Consider the following 17,637-nt stretch of genomic DNA (forward strand, 5'->3'; position numbering starts at 1 on the left):
CCAGTGACCATCCACTGGTCGCCAGAACGTGAAATGCCGCCCCTGCCTGACGATCGTGTCGGCATGGGCGGCATTTTCATGCAGCGCTGAAAAGAGTGAGAGACCAGCGGTTAACGGGAGCGCGCCAGGCGCGTCGCCTTGCGATGCAGATCACGCACGGCCTCTTCGAGCTCCACTGCCTTGGTGCCGGCAGGGTCGAAGGTACGCCCGACACACAGCTCTACCCGCCCGCGCAGGCGTCGCGGAAACTTGGCGAAGGCAGGCCCGCCGCCGTGGGAGAACCAGGACCCCCACAGACCACCCAGTGCCATCGGAATCACCGGCACCGGGTCACGCGCCAGAATCAGCTCCAGCCCGCGCCGGAAGCGCCCCACCTCACCGTCACGCGTCAGCTTGCCCTCGGGGAATATCATCACGACTTCTCCCTCGCGCAGCGCCTTGCCGACTTCCTCCAGCGAACGGCGCACCCCTGCCGGGTCCTTGCGTGAGGAATCCACCGGAATCGCCCCGGCGATGCGGAAGAACCATTTCAGCCACGGCGAGTGATAGATCTCGGCATCCATCAGGAAACGCAGCGGCCGCGGACTGGCCCCGCCCAGAATCAGCGCATCCATGAAGCTGACGTGATTGCACACCACCAGCGCTGCCCCTTCCGCCGGTATCCGCCAGCGACCCTTGAGATGCAGGCGATACATCAGGTGGATGAGGATGAAGATATTGAGGCGCAGGAAGGGCCGCGGGTCACGCAGCATGCAGACCACCGCGATCAGCCCGCTGATCAGGGACAGCAACAGCAGGAAGTCCGGAATATCGCGCCCCATCACGCCCAGCACCAGAATGCCGGCACCGGCCGACAGCACCATCAGCAGCGCATTGAGCACATTGTTGGCGGCGATCATGCGCGCGCGGTGATCTTCAGGACTGCGGATCTGCAGCAGGGTGTAAAGCGGCACGATATAGAGGCCGCCGCCGAAACCGATGACACCGAGATCCAGCCACATGCGCCAGAAACCGGCGATGCCCAGCAGCTCGATCAGCGGCGTGGCCATCTGTGCCTCGGCCAGCGCCGGGCGCAGGGCAAGGTCCAGCCCGCCAGCGAAGATGATCAGCGCGCCGAAGGGCACCAGCCCCGTCTCGAGACGCCCGCGCGAGACTCGCTCGCAGGCCAGCGATCCCAGCCCGATGCCGATGGCGAAGGCCGCCAGCAAGGCAGAGGTCGCCCCTTCGGCCCCATGCACGATATCGCGCGCATAGGCCGGCAACTGCGTCAGATAGCTGGCGCCGAGGAACCAGAAGGCACTGATGCCCAGCAGCGCCCAGCGTAGCCGGCGATTGCTCAGCCCTTCACGCATCACCGCGATGCTGCCGGAGAGCGGACGCCACGGCACGGGGCCGGGCGAAGCGGAGGGTGCCGACGGAATCCTGCCGGCCGCCATCACGCCAAGAAGGGACAGCGAGACCAGCGACGCGGAGAGCGCCCAGCGTGCCAGCTCGCCGCCCAGTGCCATCAAGGCCGCGGCGGCAAGGGTACCGACCAGGATGGCGAGGAAGGTGCCTAGCTCGACCCAGGCATTGCCGCTGACCAGCTCATCCGGCTTGAGGTGCTGGGGCAGGATGGCGTACTTGACCGGGCCGAAGAGTGCCGACTGGGTGCCCATCATGAACAGCAGCGCCAGCAGCAACTCCCAGGCTTCGAAGATCAAGGCGCCGGCCGCCACGCTCATGGTAGCCAGCTCCAGCCACTTGAGTCGCACGATCAGGCGCTGCTTGTCGAGGCGGTCAGCCAACAGGCCGCCCCAGGCGGAGAACAGCAGGAAAGGCAGGATGAACAGACCGGCCGCCAGGTTGTTGACGATACCGGTGTCCCAGCCCCGCTGCTCGATGACCACGAAGGTCATCAGCAGCAGCAAGGCGTTCTTGAACAGATTGTCATTGAAGGCCCCGAGGGCCTGGGTCCAGAAGAAGGGTGCGAAGCGGGGTCGCCGGAGCAGTTCTCGACTCATTTGCCAGCTTCCGTGGCATCCCCCGCACACGCAGCCTCGCTGCGTACCTTGAGCCCCGCCAACATGGTGTCCAGCAACTGATCGAGCAGCTCCGTCACTTCCAGTGGCTGCCCCTGCCAGAGGCCCAGACGCTCGTTCATGCCCAGCTGCACCAGACCGTGCACGCTACCCCACAGCGTGCGTGCCATGCGCTTGGCCTCGACGGACTCGACGCGTGGGGCGTACTCGACCAAAGCCACCTCCACGCGTTCGAACAGCCCTTCGATCATCGCGTTCTGACGCTGGTCCAGCTCCCCTTCCTGGGCGAGCGGGAAGTCGAACAGCAGCTGCCAGCGGTAAGGGTCGCGCTGGGCGAAACCCCAGTAGGCGCGCGCCAGGGCTTTGAGGCGCTCCGAAGGACTCGGCGTCTCCTGTCCGGCTATCGCATCGCGCAGCCTGTCCAGCGTCGCCAGATTGACGTGCTGGAGCAGGTTGCCGAAGCTGCCATAGAGCTTGAGCAGGGTGCTGGGCGCACAACCGACTTCGCGAGCCAGGTTGCGCAGAGACAGGGCGTGAACGGGCTGCGCTTTGAGCCATTCATCGCAGGTCTCCATTACCCGCGCATGCAGCGCTTCCGGTGCATGCTGACGTGGACGGGCCATCGAATTCCTCTGATGCTTGAGATGCGTTACCGCGTAGCGAATCTGACGCGGTGTGTGTTCGGACAGCACGGGTGGGCAAAGGGTTGCGACGCCTTGCGGGCATCTCTTGGAGCACCCCGTATCGGTCATTGAATCGAACAGTGTTTCCGTCCAGCATATCGAGACTGAGCACAAACGCAAGCACCACCAAGGTGTGGCATGCTGGCATCCGTGGCGTGCAGCGCGATCCACACCCCATCTCAGGCAGCAGCTGCCGCTGCATGTTCCCTTCGCCTCATCGCCTCAAAGGATTCCCGTGGCCGGTCGTCTGTATATCCCCCCCTACCCTGCTGACCTGCCCCCCGACGAACTGTTCGGGTCGCTGGCGACTCCCGCGCTCGAACGCCAGTTGCGCAGCGAACTGCTGGTCAGCGCCAATCGCGCCCCGCGCATGCCCGCCTCGATGCTGCGTCTGGAAGGCCCCCGCCTGCGACTGGTGCCTGCACTCTGGGGCCTGACACCCAGCTGGTTGGAGATCATGGATCACGCCCCCCACGTGGCACGTGCAGAGTCGCTGGAAACGCGACGCATGTTCCGCGAGTCGTTCATCAGCCAGCGGGCACTGATCCCCGTCGGCGGTGTCTATGTGTGGAAGGAACAACCGCGCATGAAGCAGCCGTTTCTGGTCACGCACCCGACCCGCGCACCGCTGTTGCTGGCCGCCCTGTGGACGCGTCACTTCAGCGCCCCCCTGATGGAGGGGCTGCCCCCCGAGGGTCGCGACAGCTTCGCGCTGATCAGTGTCGAGTGTGCCGGGGTCACGTCACGCCTGACCGATCGCATGCCCGCCGTGATCGCGCCGCATCAGGTACGCGACTGGCTGAATGCCGAGACGCCACTGGAGACGGTACGCAGCATGCTGACGCCGAATGCCAGCCTGGCCGCCTTTCCGGTCGCACGGCTCGTCAACGACCCCGAGCATCAGGAGTGGAGCGTCGCCCACCCCACCGGCCCGATGCTGACCTGAATCCGCCTGCGCCGACGGCACGTATCGAGGATGGCGGCACTGCATCGCTCTACCGCCTCACGCGCATGTTCGCCCAATGAGAACCATCACCGAGTCAGCGCCACCTGCCCGAGCAGCGGTGGCATGAATCAGGAGAGAAGATGTCACTGCCTTCAGGATTTCGCCCTCTTGCACTGAGCACGGCCATTGCCGCCATCATCATGAGTGGCCTGGCACCAGCCATCAGTCATGCCGATGCCCGCCCGGGTTCTGCACCCGCATCGTCCCTCGCGCCGGCTGCCAACTCAGCCTCAAGCGCGGTGCCCGCCAGAGCCGAGCAGACCAGCCCCGTCATCAAGAGCGAGAATGATCAGCGGCTCTATCGCAGCCTGACCCTCGACAACGGGCTCAAGGTCCTGCTGGTCAGTGATGCCAAGGCCGACAAGGCCGCCGCCGCCGTCGATGTCGAAGTCGGCAGCGCCCAGGATCCCGACGACGTCCCGGGGCTGGCGCACTTCCTGGAACACATGCTGTTCCTCGGCACCGATCGCTATCCGGATCCGGATGCCTACCAGGACTTCATCACCAAGCATGGCGGCCAGCACAACGCCTTCACCGCCAGCCAGGACACCAACTACTTCTTCGACATCGACCCGGATGCCTTCGAGGAGGCACTGCCGCGCTTTGCGCGCTTCTTCGTCGCCCCGCAGTTCAACGCCGACTACGTGGATCGCGAGCGCCATGCGGTCAATTCCGAGTATCAGGCACGCCTGCAGGACGATGGTCGGCGCATCTACGAGGCTGTCGAAGCGGCCCTCAACCCGGAACACCCCTTCAACCGCTTCAGTGTCGGCAGCCTCGAGACCCTCAAGGACACCGAGGCCGGTAGCCTGCGCCAGCGCCTGGTCGATTTCTATCAGGCTCACTACGGCGCCAATGTGATGCGCCTGTCACTGGTCGGGCCGCAGTCGCTGGAAACGCTCGAACAGCTGGCCCGTGACAACTTCAGTGATGTGCCCGACCGTGGACTGTCGCGCCCCGAGATCACCACGCCCCTGGCCAGCGGTGACGAGCTGCCGGCACGCCTCGAGGTCAAGGCGCTCAAGCAGGAGCGCAAGCTGTCGTTCATGTTCCCCATCGACGATCCGATCGCCCACTACCGCTCACAGCCGGTCAGCTACCTGGCCAACCTGATCGGCCATGAGGGCGAAGGCAGTCTGCTAGCGGTGCTCAAGGACAAGGGCTGGGCAGATGGCCTCTCGGCCGGCGGTGGCCTCAGTGATGGCGAGCATGCCCTGCTCAGCGTCGACATCAGCCTGACCCCGGAGGGCGCGCAGCATCAGACACAGATCCGTGCCGCGCTGTTCGATTACCTGGCCCTGATCCGCGCTGAGGGCATCAACGACTGGCGCTATACCGAGCAGGCGCAGCTGGGCGAGCAGAGCTTCCGCTTCCAGCAGCGCAGCTCGCCGGTCAATCTGGCCAGCAATCTGGCGATGATGATGACGCGCTACCCGATCGAGGACGTGCTGGCGGCGCCCTACCTGATGCATGACTTCGACCCGGACCTGATCCAGGACACCCTCGCTCGCCTGACCCCCGACAACCTGCTCGAGGTCTACTCCGGCCCGCAGGTGGAGGGGGATCAGCAGGGCGAGTGGTTCAAGGCGCCCTACACCCTGACGCGTCTGACGGCGGATGCCGCTGCTCAGACCGCCGGCGACGACACCCTGGCCAGCCAACTGGCGCTGCCCAGACCCAACCCCTATCTGGCCAAGGACTTCCGCGTACTCGACCTGCCCGACGCCATGCCGAGCCAGTTGATCGATGAGCCCGGTGCCGAGCTCTGGTATCAGGGCGATGCAAGCTTCGGCGTGCCGAAAGCTGAATGGCGCTTCGGCCTGCTCAATCCCGACGTCAGTCGCTCGGTGGAAGACCAGGCCATGAGTCAGGTGCTGGCGGCGTGGCTGAATGACAGCCTCAACGCACGTCTGTATCCGGCACGCCTGGCAGGGCAGGACGCGCTGGTCTACGCGCATGGGCGTGGCATCACGCTGCAGTTCAGTGGCTGGCGGGATGGCCAGCAGCCGGAAATGCGCGAAGTGCTCGATCAGCTGGTGAATGGCGAGATGGCCCCCGCCCCCCTGGAGCGCATCACGCAACGCCTGCGCCGCAGCCTGCAGAACCGCGTTCAGGCACCGCTCTACACGCGCCTGGGCCGCAGTCTCAGCGAAACGCTGGTCGGTCTGCCGAGCACCGCCGAGCAACAGCTGGCGGCTCTGGACAAGATCGACGCCCAGTCACTGGACAACTTCCGCAAGCGCTTCCTTGCCAAGCTGCACGTGCAGGCGATGGTGACCGGCAATCTGACCGCCGACCAGGCCCGCGAGACCGGCCAGCTGGTGATCAACGGGCTCGCGCCGCGCATCACGCGCGAGGCGGTGCCAGACCTGGAAGTGCGTCAGGTCACACAGCACACGGTGCTGCGCCCGGACAGCACACGCGGCGATGCCGGCGCCTTGCGCTACCTGCAGGGCAAGGACCGTACGCTGCAGACCCAGGCACGCATCGCGGTGCTGGGTCAGCTGCTTGAAGCGCCCTTCTACAGCCAGCTGCGCACCGAGGAGCAACTCGGCTATATCGTCTCCGCGCGCTATTCGCCCATGCTCGATGCGCCGGGGCTCAGCCTGCTGGTGCAGTCGCCGTCCAAGGACAGCAAGACGCTGTTTTCGCGCATGGATGCCTTCCTCACCCGCTTCGACAGCCGCGTGCAGTCGCTGGATGAGGCAGCGCTTGCCAGCTACCGTGACGCCGTCGTCGACAGCCTGACCCAGAAGCCACGCAAGCTGTCCGAGCTGGCAGCGCGCAACTGGAGCGAGCTGAGCTTCGGCTGGACAGGCTTTGACCGTCGCCAGCAACTGGTCGCGGCCGTCGAGCAGGTCAGCGCGCAGGATATCCGCGCCATCTGGCAGCAGCTGAATGACTCCAGCGCGCTGGAACTGGCCTTCGACCCTGGCACGCCCAGCGACTTCGAGCAGCGCCTCACGGAACTGGACCTGCCGCCGCTGCCCGAGGCACCGCGCGCCGAGACAGGCGCGACCCTGGCGGCACCCTCTGCCGAGGCCAGCGGCAATGCTCAGCATTGAGTCTCGACAGCCCGCCAGCGGCTTGACGGGCAAACAAAGCGCTGGCCCTCACCGGCCGGGCGCCTGAAACGACAAGACCCCGACGAGGTGCAGTTCAATCACCGCGTCGGGGTCTTGTTCCTTCATGCCTTGCCGGCAAGCACAGCGGGCCGGCTAGCCCCTCATCAGCCGAAGGCCTGTGGCGGCATGATGCCTTCCACGTACATCGCCAGTTCTTCGAGAATCTGCACGCGGTCCGGGTCCTGTTCGCTCTGGGCCAGCCGCTGGATCTCGCTGACGAAGCCCTTCACGGTCAGGCTCGCGACCTGCTCATCGTTCATGCGCTCCCAGCGCCACTGCTCCCAGCGTTCGCGCTCGGCGGAGTTGAGCGTGTAGCCGTAGCTGCGCGCACGATAGCGGAACAGCATCTCCTCGAGCCGACCATCCTGGAAGGCAAACGGCGTATCGTCCAGCGCCTCGGGATGGGTGGCGCGTACCCGCTCCATCTCCTTGCGGTCCGCGGGCGAGAAGAAGCCACCGGAGTAGAGCATCAGGTCCGGATCGGCCGGACCGGCCGGCGGCGCCTCGGCAAATACCTGCGCCACCTTCACGCCGACACCGGCGTTGTCCTTCAGCCACTTCCAGTGCACGCGACACTGGGCGGGGTCGATCTTGAAGCGGGCGGCGATCTCGCCGTACTCGCCCTCATGCGGCCCGGACACATCCTTGAGCGCATTGGCCGGCAGCAGTACCGGACTCTTGTTGAGATGGATGACCTTGAGCGGAATCCTCTCCTCGCCTTCCGCGAGGTCATCGGCACTGGCGAAGACACGGGCTCGGATCTCTTCCGGTGACAGCTCCATCAACGGCGCCGGGTCGACCGAGAGGTCATAGACGATCACGCCATTGGCATTCGAAGGATGCTCCGCCAGCGGTACCACCAGTGCGCCACAGGCCCGCGAGGCCGGATAGCGACGCGAGATGTGCAACATCGGCTTGCGTGCGCCGATATCCAGCAGACTGGCGACATGGCGCTTGTTGCGCAGCTTGAGCAGATAATCGAACAGCCGTGCATTGCGCGACTTGAGCAGGCGTGCCAGCGCGATGGTGGCGCGCACATCCACCAGCGCGTCATGCGCGCCGGCGTGCTCGATACCATTGGCCGCCGTCAGGTGCTCCAGACGGAAGCTGGGTGCACCATCTTCTCGCCTGGGCCATTCGATGCCTTCCGGGCGCAGGGCATGGAAGGCGCGCACAACATCGATCAGGTCCCAGCGCGAATTGCCGTTCTGCCACTCGCGTCCGTAGGGATCGAGGAAGTTGCGGTAGAACAGATGACGGCTGACTTCATCATCAAAGCGCAGGCTGTTGTAGCCCAGCGTGCAGGTCCCCGGCACGCTCATCTCGTCATTGATGCGCCCGGCGAACTCGGCCTCGGGAATGCCGCGACGCTCGGCCTGCTGCGGGGTGATGCCGGTGATCAGGCATGCCATCGGCTGGGGCAGGAAGTCATCGGCCGGCTTGCAATAGAGGGTCAGCGGCTCGCCGATCTCATTGAAGTCAGCATCGGTACGGATGGCCGCGAACTGCGAAGGACGGTCACGGCGCGGGTCGGCGCCGAAGGTCTCGTAGTCGTGCCACAGGAAGGTGGGCTCTGCCACAGGATGTCTCCACGCGGGCGGTCGAAAAATGAACGTGCCAGAGCACCGTCTCCAGCAAGGCTGGCACGGTGCTCTGGCAGGCAATGGACATGGGCTGGGTCGGGGCGTCGCAGACGGTGCACGCTCGGCAACGCCTCAGGTGGCAGGCACCCGACGCCCCGCGAACTCAGGCCTCGCCGGGGCGCGGCAGAGTGACGTTGAGTTCCAGCACCGAGCAGTCGTCTTCGCGGTCCAGCGAGATGTTGATGGCATCCTGGTCGACCTGCACATACTTGCGAATCACCTCGAGCAGCTCTCGCTCCAGCATCGGCATGTAATCCGGCTGGTCACGCTGGCTGCGCTGGTGCGCGACGATGATCTGCAGCCGCTCCTTGGCGACATTGGCGGTCTTCTTGCGCTCTCGCTTCAGAAAATCCAGTAATTTCACTTGCGCCCCCCTCCAAACATTCTGGCCAGCAGTCCGCGCTTCTCGACTTCATGGAAACGCAGCTGCACTTCCTCGCCCAACAGGCGGGACACGCAATCCACGTACGCCTGGCCGGCATCGCTCTTCTGGTCATGCGTGACCGGCACACCCTGGTTGGACGCGCGCAGCACGGCGTCGGACTCCGGAATCAGGCCGATCAGCGGGATCGACAGGATTTCCTGGATATCGGTCAGGTTGAGCATGTCACCGCCGGTGACGCGCGCCGGATGGTAACGGGTGATCAGCAGGTGTTCACGCACCGGGGTGTCGCCATTCTCGGCGCGACGCGTCTTGGAAGACAGCAGGCCGATGATGCGGTCGGAGTCACGTACCGAGCTGACTTCCGGGTTGGTCACCACCACGGCCTCGTCAGCGAAGTACATCGCCAGCTGGGCACCACGCTCGATACCGGCCGGCGAGTCACAGATGACGTAGTCGAACTCCTCGCGCAGCGCGTCGAGCACCTTCTCGACGCCTTCCAGCGTCAGCGCGTCCTTGTCACGGGTCTGGGAGGCCGGAAGGATGTGCAGGTTGTCGATGCGCTTGTCGCGGATCAGGGCCTGCTTGAGATTGGCTTCGCCCTGGATGACGTTGACCAGGTCATAGACCACACGGCGCTCGCAGCCCATGATCAGGTCCAGGTTACGCAGGCCCACATCGAAATCGATCACTACGGTCTTGTTGCCGCGCAAAGCCAGTCCGGTGGCAATGGCGGCGGCGCTGGTCGTCTTGCCGACTCCGCCCTTGCCTGACGTCACTACGATAATCTTGGCCAAAGGTATCTTCCTTGCTGAGAGTCCCTCGCCGAGCGAGGATCACCTGTAAATATTGGATATCGTTCAGAACACAGTGCTGGGGTCAGCCGAGTCGTGCGATACAGAGTTGATCGTGTTCAAGCACGACTTCGACATTGGCACCCAGCAGGCGATTGTCGATGTCATCGAGCCGCTTGTAGGTTCCGGCCACCGAGAGCAGCTCGGCGTGCAGTTCCTTGCAGTAGATGCTGGCATTGCGATCGCCATGGATACCGGCCAGCGCGCGGCCACGCAGAGCGCCATAGATATGCACGCTGCCGGCGGCCAGGATCTCGGCGCCGGCATTCACCGCACCGATGATGACCAGATCGCCCTCCGGTGCGCTGACCTGCTGGCCCGAGCGCACCGTACCGCGATACACCTTGCTGGCATGGGCTGGCTCCGCTTTCTCGGCCGCGCTGTCCGCGACTGTGTCGGCAGGCTCGGCGACCGGCTCAGCGGCCACCGGCGGCACGGACTCGAGGGAGCGCCCGCGATTCTCCTGCGGCGGGAACCACCCCAGCCCCAACGCCCAGGCGGACTGACGCACCGGGTCTCCACCGCCACGCACCGCGACCGGCAGCAGCTTGTGGCCACGGCAGACGGCACAGATGCGCTCCAGCGCCAGATGCGGCTCGTCGAGCTTCTCGACGCTCAGCACCACCGGCGTATGTTGAAAGAAGGCCGGCGACTGGCTGAGCTTGCTGGCCAGCTGAGCACGGATCTGCTCCGGATCACCGCTGACCAGCTCCATGACCGTCATCGGCAGCATGCCGCCCTTGAAGGTGAAGGCCTGAGGGGCCCTGTCCGTACTGAGACTCATGACCTGACTCCGGTTGCGTAATGAGTGTCGAAGCCCTCCGACACTCTTGATGATGCCCGTGCTGTTCACGGCATCCTCAAGGCGACCCTCGATGGGAAAGGCCACCTGAATAACATAGCTCGCCGTCGCACACGGCACAGCGACTGCTTGATAGGCGCCGAGCATGAATGACAGACACTGAATGGCATAGCGGTAACGTACAAAACTATGTGAGCGAACACAGTGCTGCAACTGATGATACGGCCAGCAGCAGGCACTGTCAGGTGTCGCGAGCCTACGACGTGGCTCACTTGCCGACCTGACACCCGCCGCCGGTCGCCCTGCACGCCGCCGCGCGCGTGCAATAAGGCACATCGATCGACATGCGATACCACACAACAGGGGGCTGTGACTGGTAAGATAGCGGGGTGACGAAATTCATGCGCCGTCACTCCGCCCACTCCGTCGTGCCCACCCGATTGCACCCGCCGAGTGTGCGGCCAATTGTTGCGCCCCTCTATTTTTTGCCTGGATAACCGCTCTCTCATGACCGGACTGCTCTCCCGCCTCACTGGCCGCCTGTTCACTCCTCGCTGGCAACACGCCAACCCTGCCATTCGCTCCGCTGCCACTGACCAGCTTGATCCGGAGATTCCAGACCAGCGCAAGATCCTGGAAACCCTGATTCTCGAAGATGATGCTCTGGAAGTCCGCCATGCCGCCCTGACGCGCATGCAATCTCCCGAGCGTCTGCTGCCACTGCTCGACCGCGCCGATGGCCTGGTACGCGAGCGCCTGATCGAACTCTTGAGCGGCGGCCAGGATGCGCCCTCTCTGTTGAGCCGTGAACAGCTGGTCGCGCGCCTGGACGATCGCGAGCTGCTGTCCGCCGTGGCGGCTCGCGGCGACAACCAGCAACTTCGCCTGACGGCACTGAGCCGTCTGGAAGATGAAGAGGCGCTGATCCACCAGGCCTGCCACAACACCATCGCTGCCGTGCGTCATGCCGCTGCCGCCCGCATCACCAGCCAGGCCGGTCTCGAGCGTCTGGTACGTGATGCCAAGCGTGATCGTCACGTGCAGCGTCAGGCGCGCGACACCCTCGCTCGGCGTCGTGCCGATGCCCAGCAGGCCGATGCGCTGGCCGCCAGCCGCGACAACCTGCTGCGCCAGATGGAAAAGCTGCCGCGTCAGGCATGGGAAGACAGCGTGCCCTCGCGTTACCGCTCGCTGCTGCGCGAGTGGGAGCGTCTGCCGGCCGCGGACTACGACATCCAGCAGCGCTTCGAAGAGGCACGTCAGCAGGCGCACAAGGTCATCAGCGACCATGAGGCCCGCGAGGAAGCCATTCGCGCCCATGAGCGTCTGAGCGCCAACCTCAATACGCACCTGGAAGAGATTCTCAGCGCCGTGGACCAGGCGAGGGAAGACCTCTACAGCCGCGACTGCGTCAATGATCACGACTTCGCCAGCCTGCAGGCCCAACGCCGCCTGCAGGGAGAGCGCTGGCGCGAGCTGACCGACCAGTTCTCGGCCCCGGCCGAACTGCTCGAACGTCAGCAGCGCCTGCAACAGCAGCTGCAGGATGCACTCGACGCCTGGCATCGCCATCAGCTGTGCCAGGGCGAGCTGGATGCCGCGCTGATCGACAATGACATCGACCAGCTGCGTCGCCTGGAAAGCGAAGTGGCCTGGCCTGCGGGTCTGCCGCAGACCGCCAGCCTGAGCGCTGTGCGTCAGGCGATCAGCGCGGCACAGCCGGAAGAGCCGACAGAGGCGGCGCAAGAGCAAGACGCGGTCGATGGCAGCCCTGCACCAGACGCCGAGTCGGCTGATGCCTCCCGCGAGGCCGACAGCACTGCGCGCAAGGCGAGCCTGGACCTGGAAGCGCTGGATGCCGAACTGGCACGCCTGGAAGCGGATCTCGATGCCGGCAAGCTCAAGCCGGCCAGCCGTCTGCATCGCTCGCTGCGCGATCGCACCGAAGGCCAGCTCGACAATGCCCGCCAGACACGCCTGCGCCAGTTGGGCGCACGTGTCGCGGAACTCCGTGACTGGCAGAACTTCGTCGCGGCGCCCAAGCGCGAGCAGCTGCTCGAGGCCATCACCACCCTGAGCGAGCGCGAAGACATCAGCGATGAGCAGCGTGACCGCCAGCATCAGCAGCTGATTCAGCAATGGCGTGAACTGGGTGATGCGGCCGCCAGCCGCGATGCTAGCCAGGCCTTCCGCACCGCCTCTGACGCCATCAAGCTGCGCCTGCGGGATTACCGTGAATCGCGCAAGCAGCTGCGTGAACACAATCTGGCCATGCGCGAAGCGCTCTGCGAGCAACTCGAATCGCTCAACGGCCACGCCATGGATGATGCCGACCCCGACTCCCTGCGCCAGATCCGTGATCGCGCCCGTGAGGAATGGCGGCGCCACACGCCGGTGCCCGCGGGCCCCGGTCGCCAGCTGTCGCATCGCTTCGGTGAGGCGCTGACCGCATTGCAGGGGCTGATCGACAGCCGTGCAGGCCAGATCGCCGCCGCCAAGCAGGCACTGGTCGACGCCGTCGAGACGCTGGCCAATGAGGACTCGCCGGCACGTGCCCGTGCCGAACAGGCCAAGGCACTGCAGAGTCGCTGGCGCGAGATGGGCCGCGCGCCCAAGGGCGAAGAACAACGTCTGTGGGCCGCCTTCCGCGCGGCGTGCGATCGTATCTTCGCCGCACGCGATCAGGACCGCGAAGACCGCGACAGCCGCGAGCAGGCCCGCCTGGATCAGTGGCAGGCGCTGATCGAGCGCCTCGACAACTGGGAGCCGGAGACGCTGGAAGACGCCGCACTGCTCGATGACGCCCTGAAGGAAGCCGACACCCTCGGCCCGCTTCCGCGTGGCAAGCGGGGCGACGGCATGCGTCGTCGCTGGACCGGCATTCTCAAGCGTCGCGAGCAGCGTCTGGATGAACTGCACGCCCTGCAATTGCGCGAGGAATGGCAGCAATGGCGTGATCTGCTCGAGCAGCACGCCGTGGCGGATGCCAGCGCGCGCAACGGCGACGTGCAGGATGTCGAGCTGCCGAACACCTCGGCCTTCGACGACAACAGCCGTCAGGCCAATGCGGCGCGCAACCAGATGCGCCAGGCCCTGCCGAGCAACTGCAGCGCTGCCAACGAGCGCCTGGCCGAGCTGCGTGTTCACCTGGCCATTCTGTTCGAGGCCCCGCTGGGCAGCGAAGATGAATCACGCCGCCTGACCGTGCAGGTCGCGCGCATCAACCAGCAGCTGGGTGAGCGCATGGAGCGTGAAGAAGAGCTGGATGAGGTGCTGGATGCGCTGCTCGCCAACGGTCCGCTGGACTGGGACGCCTGGCAGACCGAGCTGCCGCGCTTCGATGCGCTGTTCAATCACTGAGCCAGCACGCCTGAACCGTTGACGCCTGAGCGAGTAACGCAACGAAAAGCCCCCGCCTCTCTCGAGACGGGGGCTTTTTCATTCTCTCGTCAGGCGGGGCCGGGTGCCAACCCTGTTCTGGCTCGCGCTATCACAGAGCATCAGCCCATGAACTGACCGCCATTGATGTCCAGGTTGGCACCGGTGATGAAGCCGGATTTCTCGTCGGCCAGGAAGGCAACCGCGCGTGCGATCTCATCCGGCTGGCCGTAGCGCTTGACCGGGATGGTCTCGCGGATCGATTCACGGATCTCTTCGGGGATCTTCATGATCATGTCGGTGGCGATATAGCCCGGCGACAGAGTGTTGACGGTGATGCCCTTGGTCGCGGTTTCCTGCGCCAGGGCCATGGTCAGGCCATGCATGCCCGCCTTGGCGGCCGAGTAGTTGACCTGGCCGAACTGGCCCTTGCGGCCATTGATGGAGGAGATGTTCACGATGCGGCCGTACTTGTGCTCCAGCATGTCATTGATGACGGCACGGCAGGTATTGAAGACGCTGTCGAGGTTGCAGTTGATGACTTCGCGCCACTGCTCATAGCTCATCTTGCGCATGGAGGTATCACGCGTGATGCCGGCGCAGTTGACCAGTACCGCGATTGGACCGAAGCGCTCGCGGATTTCGTTGACGCCTGCCTGACAGGCTTCGAAGTTGTCCAGCTCGATGCCGGACAGTGCGATGTTCTCGAACCCGGCAGCGCGCTGTTCCGTCAGCCACCCCTCTGCCTTTTCCTTGTTCCTGTAACCCGCAATTACCTGATACCCCTGGTTCGCCAGCTCGCGGCAGATGGCGGAACCAATGCCACCGGTACCACCGGTAACCCATGCGACGGGTGCTGTTTGAGTCATCTTATTGTGTCTCCCTAATCCTGGAACGTCCTGTGTCCTTGGCTTGGGCACAGCTTGGCGAATCTGCGGACACCCCCGCCCTGAGAAAACGAGAATGCCTGCAACGACAACAATGACCCGCGTCTCTAACAGCCTGATGACAATCGTGCACTCTGTGACGCCTGCCATCCGCCTGCGCGAGGCGCGTCCTCCTCAGTATGGACAGGATGCAGCGGGAATGTATGTAGCAGATCTCTCACACAAGATGCCGATAATCGCTCGAGGCACGCAGACGGGTTGGTGACGACTCACCGGGCACGAGAAGTTTGCGCCAATTACGGGATAACGGTTGACGCAGCACTGTATATCCTTATACTACGCCCCACGTTGATGCGGGGTGGAGCAGTCTGGTAGCTCGTCGGGCTCATAACCCGAAGGTCATCGGTTCAAATCCGGTCCCCGCTACCACTGACAAATCGTTGCCTATCAGGCAATTGCTGGTCAGACACCAACGTGATGTTGCGGGATGGAGCAGTCTGGTAGCTCGTCGGGCTCATAACCCGAAGGTCATCGGTTCAAATCCGGTTCCCGCTACCAACCTCTGATGCGTCAGAGTTGGAGCAAAGGCAGTACCCAGTGTTGCGGGGTGGAGCAGTCTGGTAGCTCGTCGGGCTCATAACCCGAAGGTCATCGGTTCAAATCCGGTCCCCGCTACCAAGAATTCGAAAGGCCTGATGCCATGCATCAGGCCTTTTTCGTATGCGTGAAATTCCTGTGCGAGGATATCGCTGAGGCCAGCGCCCGGACCTCGCTTGTCCCTTTCTCAACGCCCATCACCTTCCCACTCATCACGTCAGCCCCAAGGGAGTGCCTGCATGCGTCACTGGCTGGTCAAGACCGAACCCGATGCCTTCTCGCTGGATGACCTGCGCCGCGAAACACCGGCGCTATGGGATGGCGTGCGCAACTATCAGGCGCGCAACTTCCTGCGCGAGATGCAGCTCGGTGATGTCGTGCTCATCCAGCACTCCAGCTGCAAGGTACCTGCAGTGGTCGGACTGGCTGTCGTCAGCGAACTCGCCCTGCCCGACCCGACGGCCAGTGACCCCGAGCACAAGGGCTTCGACCCACGTCAGGTGGCGGACATCGATGCCGACAAGCCTCCACGCTGGGTCGCCCCGCGTCTGAGCTACCTTCGCCCGCTGCGCAACTCCCTGCCCATCGCGCGCCTGAAGGCCCGGCCCGAGCTGGCGGACAGCCACCTGGTGCGCCGTGCACGCCTGTCCGTGATGCCGCTCAGCGAGAGCGAAGCTGCCTGCATCGCCAGCCTGGCCGGCGACACTCTGCTGCCATGAACCGACGCGCCCGGGGCGCGCACGTGAGGAAGTGTCCGGCAGCGCCTTGAACTCCACTGCGACGGGCCGCATCATCAGGCCAACCGGCTCGCGCGCGAGCCTTGAATCGCAGACAGAATTTCGGGGCATGCACCATGATCATCGATCCCAATACCGGCCAGCCATTGACCGGCAATGACACCACCGCCGCCCAGCCACAAGGGGTGGTCGGCGGCGGTGCCGCCAGTGCACCGCGCCAGGCAGAAGACGCCAACACCTACATCATCGATGTGGACATGAGCAATCTTCAGCAGGTACTGGAAGCCTCACAGCAAGTGCCGGTACTGCTGGATTGCTGGTCGCCGCAGAGTGAGCATTGCCTCGTCCTGACACCGATCCTCGAGAAGCTGGCACGTGAATATGCGGGTGGCTTCATCCTGGCCAAGCTGAACGCCGAGGAGCAGCAGGACATCGCCGCCCAGCTGGGCGTACGCTCGGTGCCGGACGTCAAGCTGGTCATCCAGGGCGGTCTGGCAGGCAACTTCACCGGCGCGCGTCCGGAAGCCGAGATTCGCCAGTTCCTCGAGCAGCACAAGGTCCAGCCGGCGGCAGGGGCAGGCCCCAGCCTTTCAGAGCAGGCAGCTACTGCGCTGGAAAGCGGCGACCTCGTCACCGCCAAGGCGCTGTATCAGCAACTGGCGCAGGAATCCCCCGACACACCGGAATACCGCATCCACCTCGCCTCGGTGCTGGTCGCCGAGGGCAATGGTGAAGAAGCCCGCCAGCTGCTGGACTCCCTCAAGCCGGAAGACCGTGACGGCGCCCAGGCGCGTGGCGTGCGTGCGCGCATCGACTTCATCGCCGAGGCTCCCTCTCCCGAAGAGGTGCAGGCGATGATCGAGCGGGACGACAGCGAAGCCCGCTACCAGCGCGCCATGCGTGACCTGGCGGATGGCCACTACGAACTGGCGCTGGATGCCCTGATCAGCCTGGTGAAGACCGACCGCCAGTACGGCGAGGATCTGGCACGCAAGACGCTGCTGCGTGTCTTCGATGCCCTCGGCGCCACCCATGAGCTGACCGTGCGCTTCCGCCGCCAACTGTTCGCTCTGATGTACTGATCGTGCTGATGAGCTGCTCGCACCGCTGACCGTCTTGATGAGCTGAACAGCCACGCAGACGACAAGGCCCCGCCTCCGGTAAAGGAAGCGGGGCCTTGTCATCGAGGGCCAGCCGTCGCGCCGATTCAAGGGCTAACGACGGCTCCAGCCCTTGAGAAGCGAGGGGCGAGCACGCGATTCGCGCACGCTGGGCGGAAAGTCCACCTCAAGCTCCTGGCCCGCAGAGGTCACGGCGTCTGGCGCAGACGGGGTGGCAGATGACGCCGCGGGTGCACGACAGCGGGAAGATGGCGGCGATGAACGCGCCAGGCGCAGGCTCCCGCCCTGACAACACCATTCACGACAGGCCGTCACGCCTGCATCCCTGCTTGCTGGCCGCCCCTGTCGCGGCGTCTCTGCCACCTCATGTCTCATCGTCGCATCTCCTGATGACAAGCCCC

General features: G+C 64.7%; 12 protein-coding genes and 3 tRNA genes. 8 read left to right on the plus strand and 7 right to left on the minus strand.

The window, feature by feature from the left end:
- Window positions 1–110: 110 nt before the first annotated feature.
- Both F8A90_RS16090 and F8A90_RS16095 read right to left on the minus strand, forming a co-directional pair.
- Window positions 111–2,003 (minus strand): MFS transporter, encoded by a 1,893-nt coding sequence (locus tag F8A90_RS16090; protein WP_200017930.1) that lies wholly within the window; start codon window positions 2,001–2,003, stop codon window positions 111–113.
- Window positions 2,000–2,644, minus strand: coding sequence for a TetR/AcrR family transcriptional regulator (locus tag F8A90_RS16095; RefSeq protein ID WP_166017802.1), 645 nt, complete (start codon window positions 2,642–2,644; stop codon window positions 2,000–2,002). The genes F8A90_RS16090 and F8A90_RS16095 overlap by 4 nt, the downstream gene beginning before the upstream one ends.
- Before the next feature lie 295 nt (window positions 2,645–2,939).
- On the opposite strand from F8A90_RS16095, the gene F8A90_RS16100 reads away from it, so the two are divergent.
- On the plus strand, window positions 2,940–3,650 hold the full coding sequence (locus F8A90_RS16100; protein WP_082388948.1) for an SOS response-associated peptidase: 711 nt from the start codon (window positions 2,940–2,942) through the stop codon (window positions 3,648–3,650).
- Between the two features lie 140 nt (window positions 3,651–3,790).
- Window positions 3,791–6,775 carry an insulinase family protein gene (locus F8A90_RS16105; protein ID WP_233593364.1) on the plus strand — a complete coding sequence of 995 codons (2,985 nt, stop codon included), beginning with the start codon at window positions 3,791–3,793 and terminating at the stop codon, window positions 6,773–6,775.
- A gap of 164 nt (window positions 6,776–6,939) precedes the next feature.
- Here the strand turns inward: F8A90_RS16105 and sbcB are convergent, their stop codons facing one another.
- The 4 genes from sbcB to minC form a co-directional block, all read right to left on the minus strand.
- Window positions 6,940–8,415, minus strand: a complete 1,476-nt coding sequence (sbcB, locus tag F8A90_RS16110) for an exodeoxyribonuclease I (protein ID WP_176678103.1) — start codon at window positions 8,413–8,415, stop codon at window positions 6,940–6,942.
- A 166-nt stretch (window positions 8,416–8,581) separates the two neighbouring features.
- The gene (gene minE / locus F8A90_RS16115) at window positions 8,582–8,842 is read right to left on the minus strand and encodes a cell division topological specificity factor MinE (protein WP_043336475.1); all 261 of its coding nucleotides are present in this window, start codon (window positions 8,840–8,842) and stop codon (window positions 8,582–8,584) included.
- Window positions 8,839–9,657 (minus strand): septum site-determining protein MinD, encoded by an 819-nt coding sequence (minD, locus tag F8A90_RS16120; RefSeq protein WP_054557277.1) that lies wholly within the window; start codon window positions 9,655–9,657, stop codon window positions 8,839–8,841. The genes minE and minD overlap by 4 nt, the downstream gene beginning before the upstream one ends.
- Window positions 9,658–9,739: 82 nt before the next feature.
- On the minus strand, window positions 9,740–10,498 hold the full coding sequence (gene minC, locus F8A90_RS16125; RefSeq protein WP_166017798.1) for a septum site-determining protein MinC: 759 nt from the start codon (window positions 10,496–10,498) through the stop codon (window positions 9,740–9,742).
- Between the two features lie 525 nt (window positions 10,499–11,023).
- Here minC and F8A90_RS16130 point away from each other — a divergent pair.
- On the plus strand, window positions 11,024–13,876 hold the full coding sequence (locus tag F8A90_RS16130; RefSeq protein WP_200017932.1) for a DUF349 domain-containing protein: 2,853 nt from the start codon (window positions 11,024–11,026) through the stop codon (window positions 13,874–13,876).
- A 140-nt stretch (window positions 13,877–14,016) separates the two neighbouring features.
- On the opposite strand, the gene phbB is transcribed toward F8A90_RS16130, so the two are convergent.
- On the minus strand, window positions 14,017–14,763 hold the full coding sequence (gene phbB, locus F8A90_RS16135) for an acetoacetyl-CoA reductase (protein ID WP_166017794.1): 747 nt from the start codon (window positions 14,761–14,763) through the stop codon (window positions 14,017–14,019).
- Window positions 14,764–15,133: 370 nt separating this feature from the next.
- Here phbB and F8A90_RS16140 point away from each other — a divergent pair.
- The 5 genes from F8A90_RS16140 to F8A90_RS16160 all read left to right on the plus strand — a co-directional run bounded on the left by F8A90_RS16140 (window position 15,134) and on the right by F8A90_RS16160 (window position 17,197).
- Window positions 15,134–15,210: transfer RNA gene (locus tag F8A90_RS16140), tRNA-Met, on the plus strand.
- Between the two features lie 52 nt (window positions 15,211–15,262).
- A tRNA-Met gene (locus F8A90_RS16145) sits at window positions 15,263–15,339 on the plus strand.
- 43 nt (window positions 15,340–15,382) lie between these two features.
- Window positions 15,383–15,459, plus strand: a tRNA-Met gene (locus tag F8A90_RS16150).
- Between the two features lie 158 nt (window positions 15,460–15,617).
- Window positions 15,618–16,097 (plus strand): EVE domain-containing protein, encoded by a 480-nt coding sequence (locus F8A90_RS16155; protein ID WP_200017934.1) that lies wholly within the window; start codon window positions 15,618–15,620, stop codon window positions 16,095–16,097.
- A gap of 134 nt (window positions 16,098–16,231) precedes the next feature.
- Window positions 16,232–17,197 carry a tetratricopeptide repeat protein gene (locus F8A90_RS16160; protein WP_200017936.1) on the plus strand — a complete coding sequence of 322 codons (966 nt, stop codon included), beginning with the start codon at window positions 16,232–16,234 and terminating at the stop codon, window positions 17,195–17,197.
- Window positions 17,198–17,637: the final 440 nt, after the last annotated feature.

This window comes from Cobetia sp. cqz5-12 (assembly GCF_016495405.1).
Classification (GTDB): domain Bacteria; phylum Pseudomonadota; class Gammaproteobacteria; order Pseudomonadales; family Halomonadaceae; genus Cobetia.

What these genes read in the sequence shown, in the direction of transcription:
- minC (WP_166017798.1), bottom strand. Translation starts at nt 10,498, where the DNA reads ATGAGTCTCAGTACGGACAGGGCCCCTCAGGCCTTCACCTTCAAGGGC.
- F8A90_RS16095 (WP_166017802.1), bottom strand. Translation starts at nt 2,644, where the DNA reads ATGGCCCGTCCACGTCAGCATGCACCGGAAGCGCTGCATGCGCGGGTA.
- F8A90_RS16105 (WP_233593364.1), top strand. Translation starts at nt 3,791, where the DNA reads ATGTCACTGCCTTCAGGATTTCGCCCTCTTGCACTGAGCACGGCCATT.
- F8A90_RS16090 (WP_200017930.1), bottom strand. Translation starts at nt 2,003, where the DNA reads ATGAGTCGAGAACTGCTCCGGCGACCCCGCTTCGCACCCTTCTTCTGG.
- F8A90_RS16160 (WP_200017936.1), top strand. Translation starts at nt 16,232, where the DNA reads ATGATCATCGATCCCAATACCGGCCAGCCATTGACCGGCAATGACACC.
- F8A90_RS16130 (WP_200017932.1), top strand. Translation starts at nt 11,024, where the DNA reads ATGACCGGACTGCTCTCCCGCCTCACTGGCCGCCTGTTCACTCCTCGC.
- F8A90_RS16155 (WP_200017934.1), top strand. Translation starts at nt 15,618, where the DNA reads ATGCGTCACTGGCTGGTCAAGACCGAACCCGATGCCTTCTCGCTGGAT.
- phbB (WP_166017794.1), bottom strand. Translation starts at nt 14,763, where the DNA reads ATGACTCAAACAGCACCCGTCGCATGGGTTACCGGTGGTACCGGTGGC.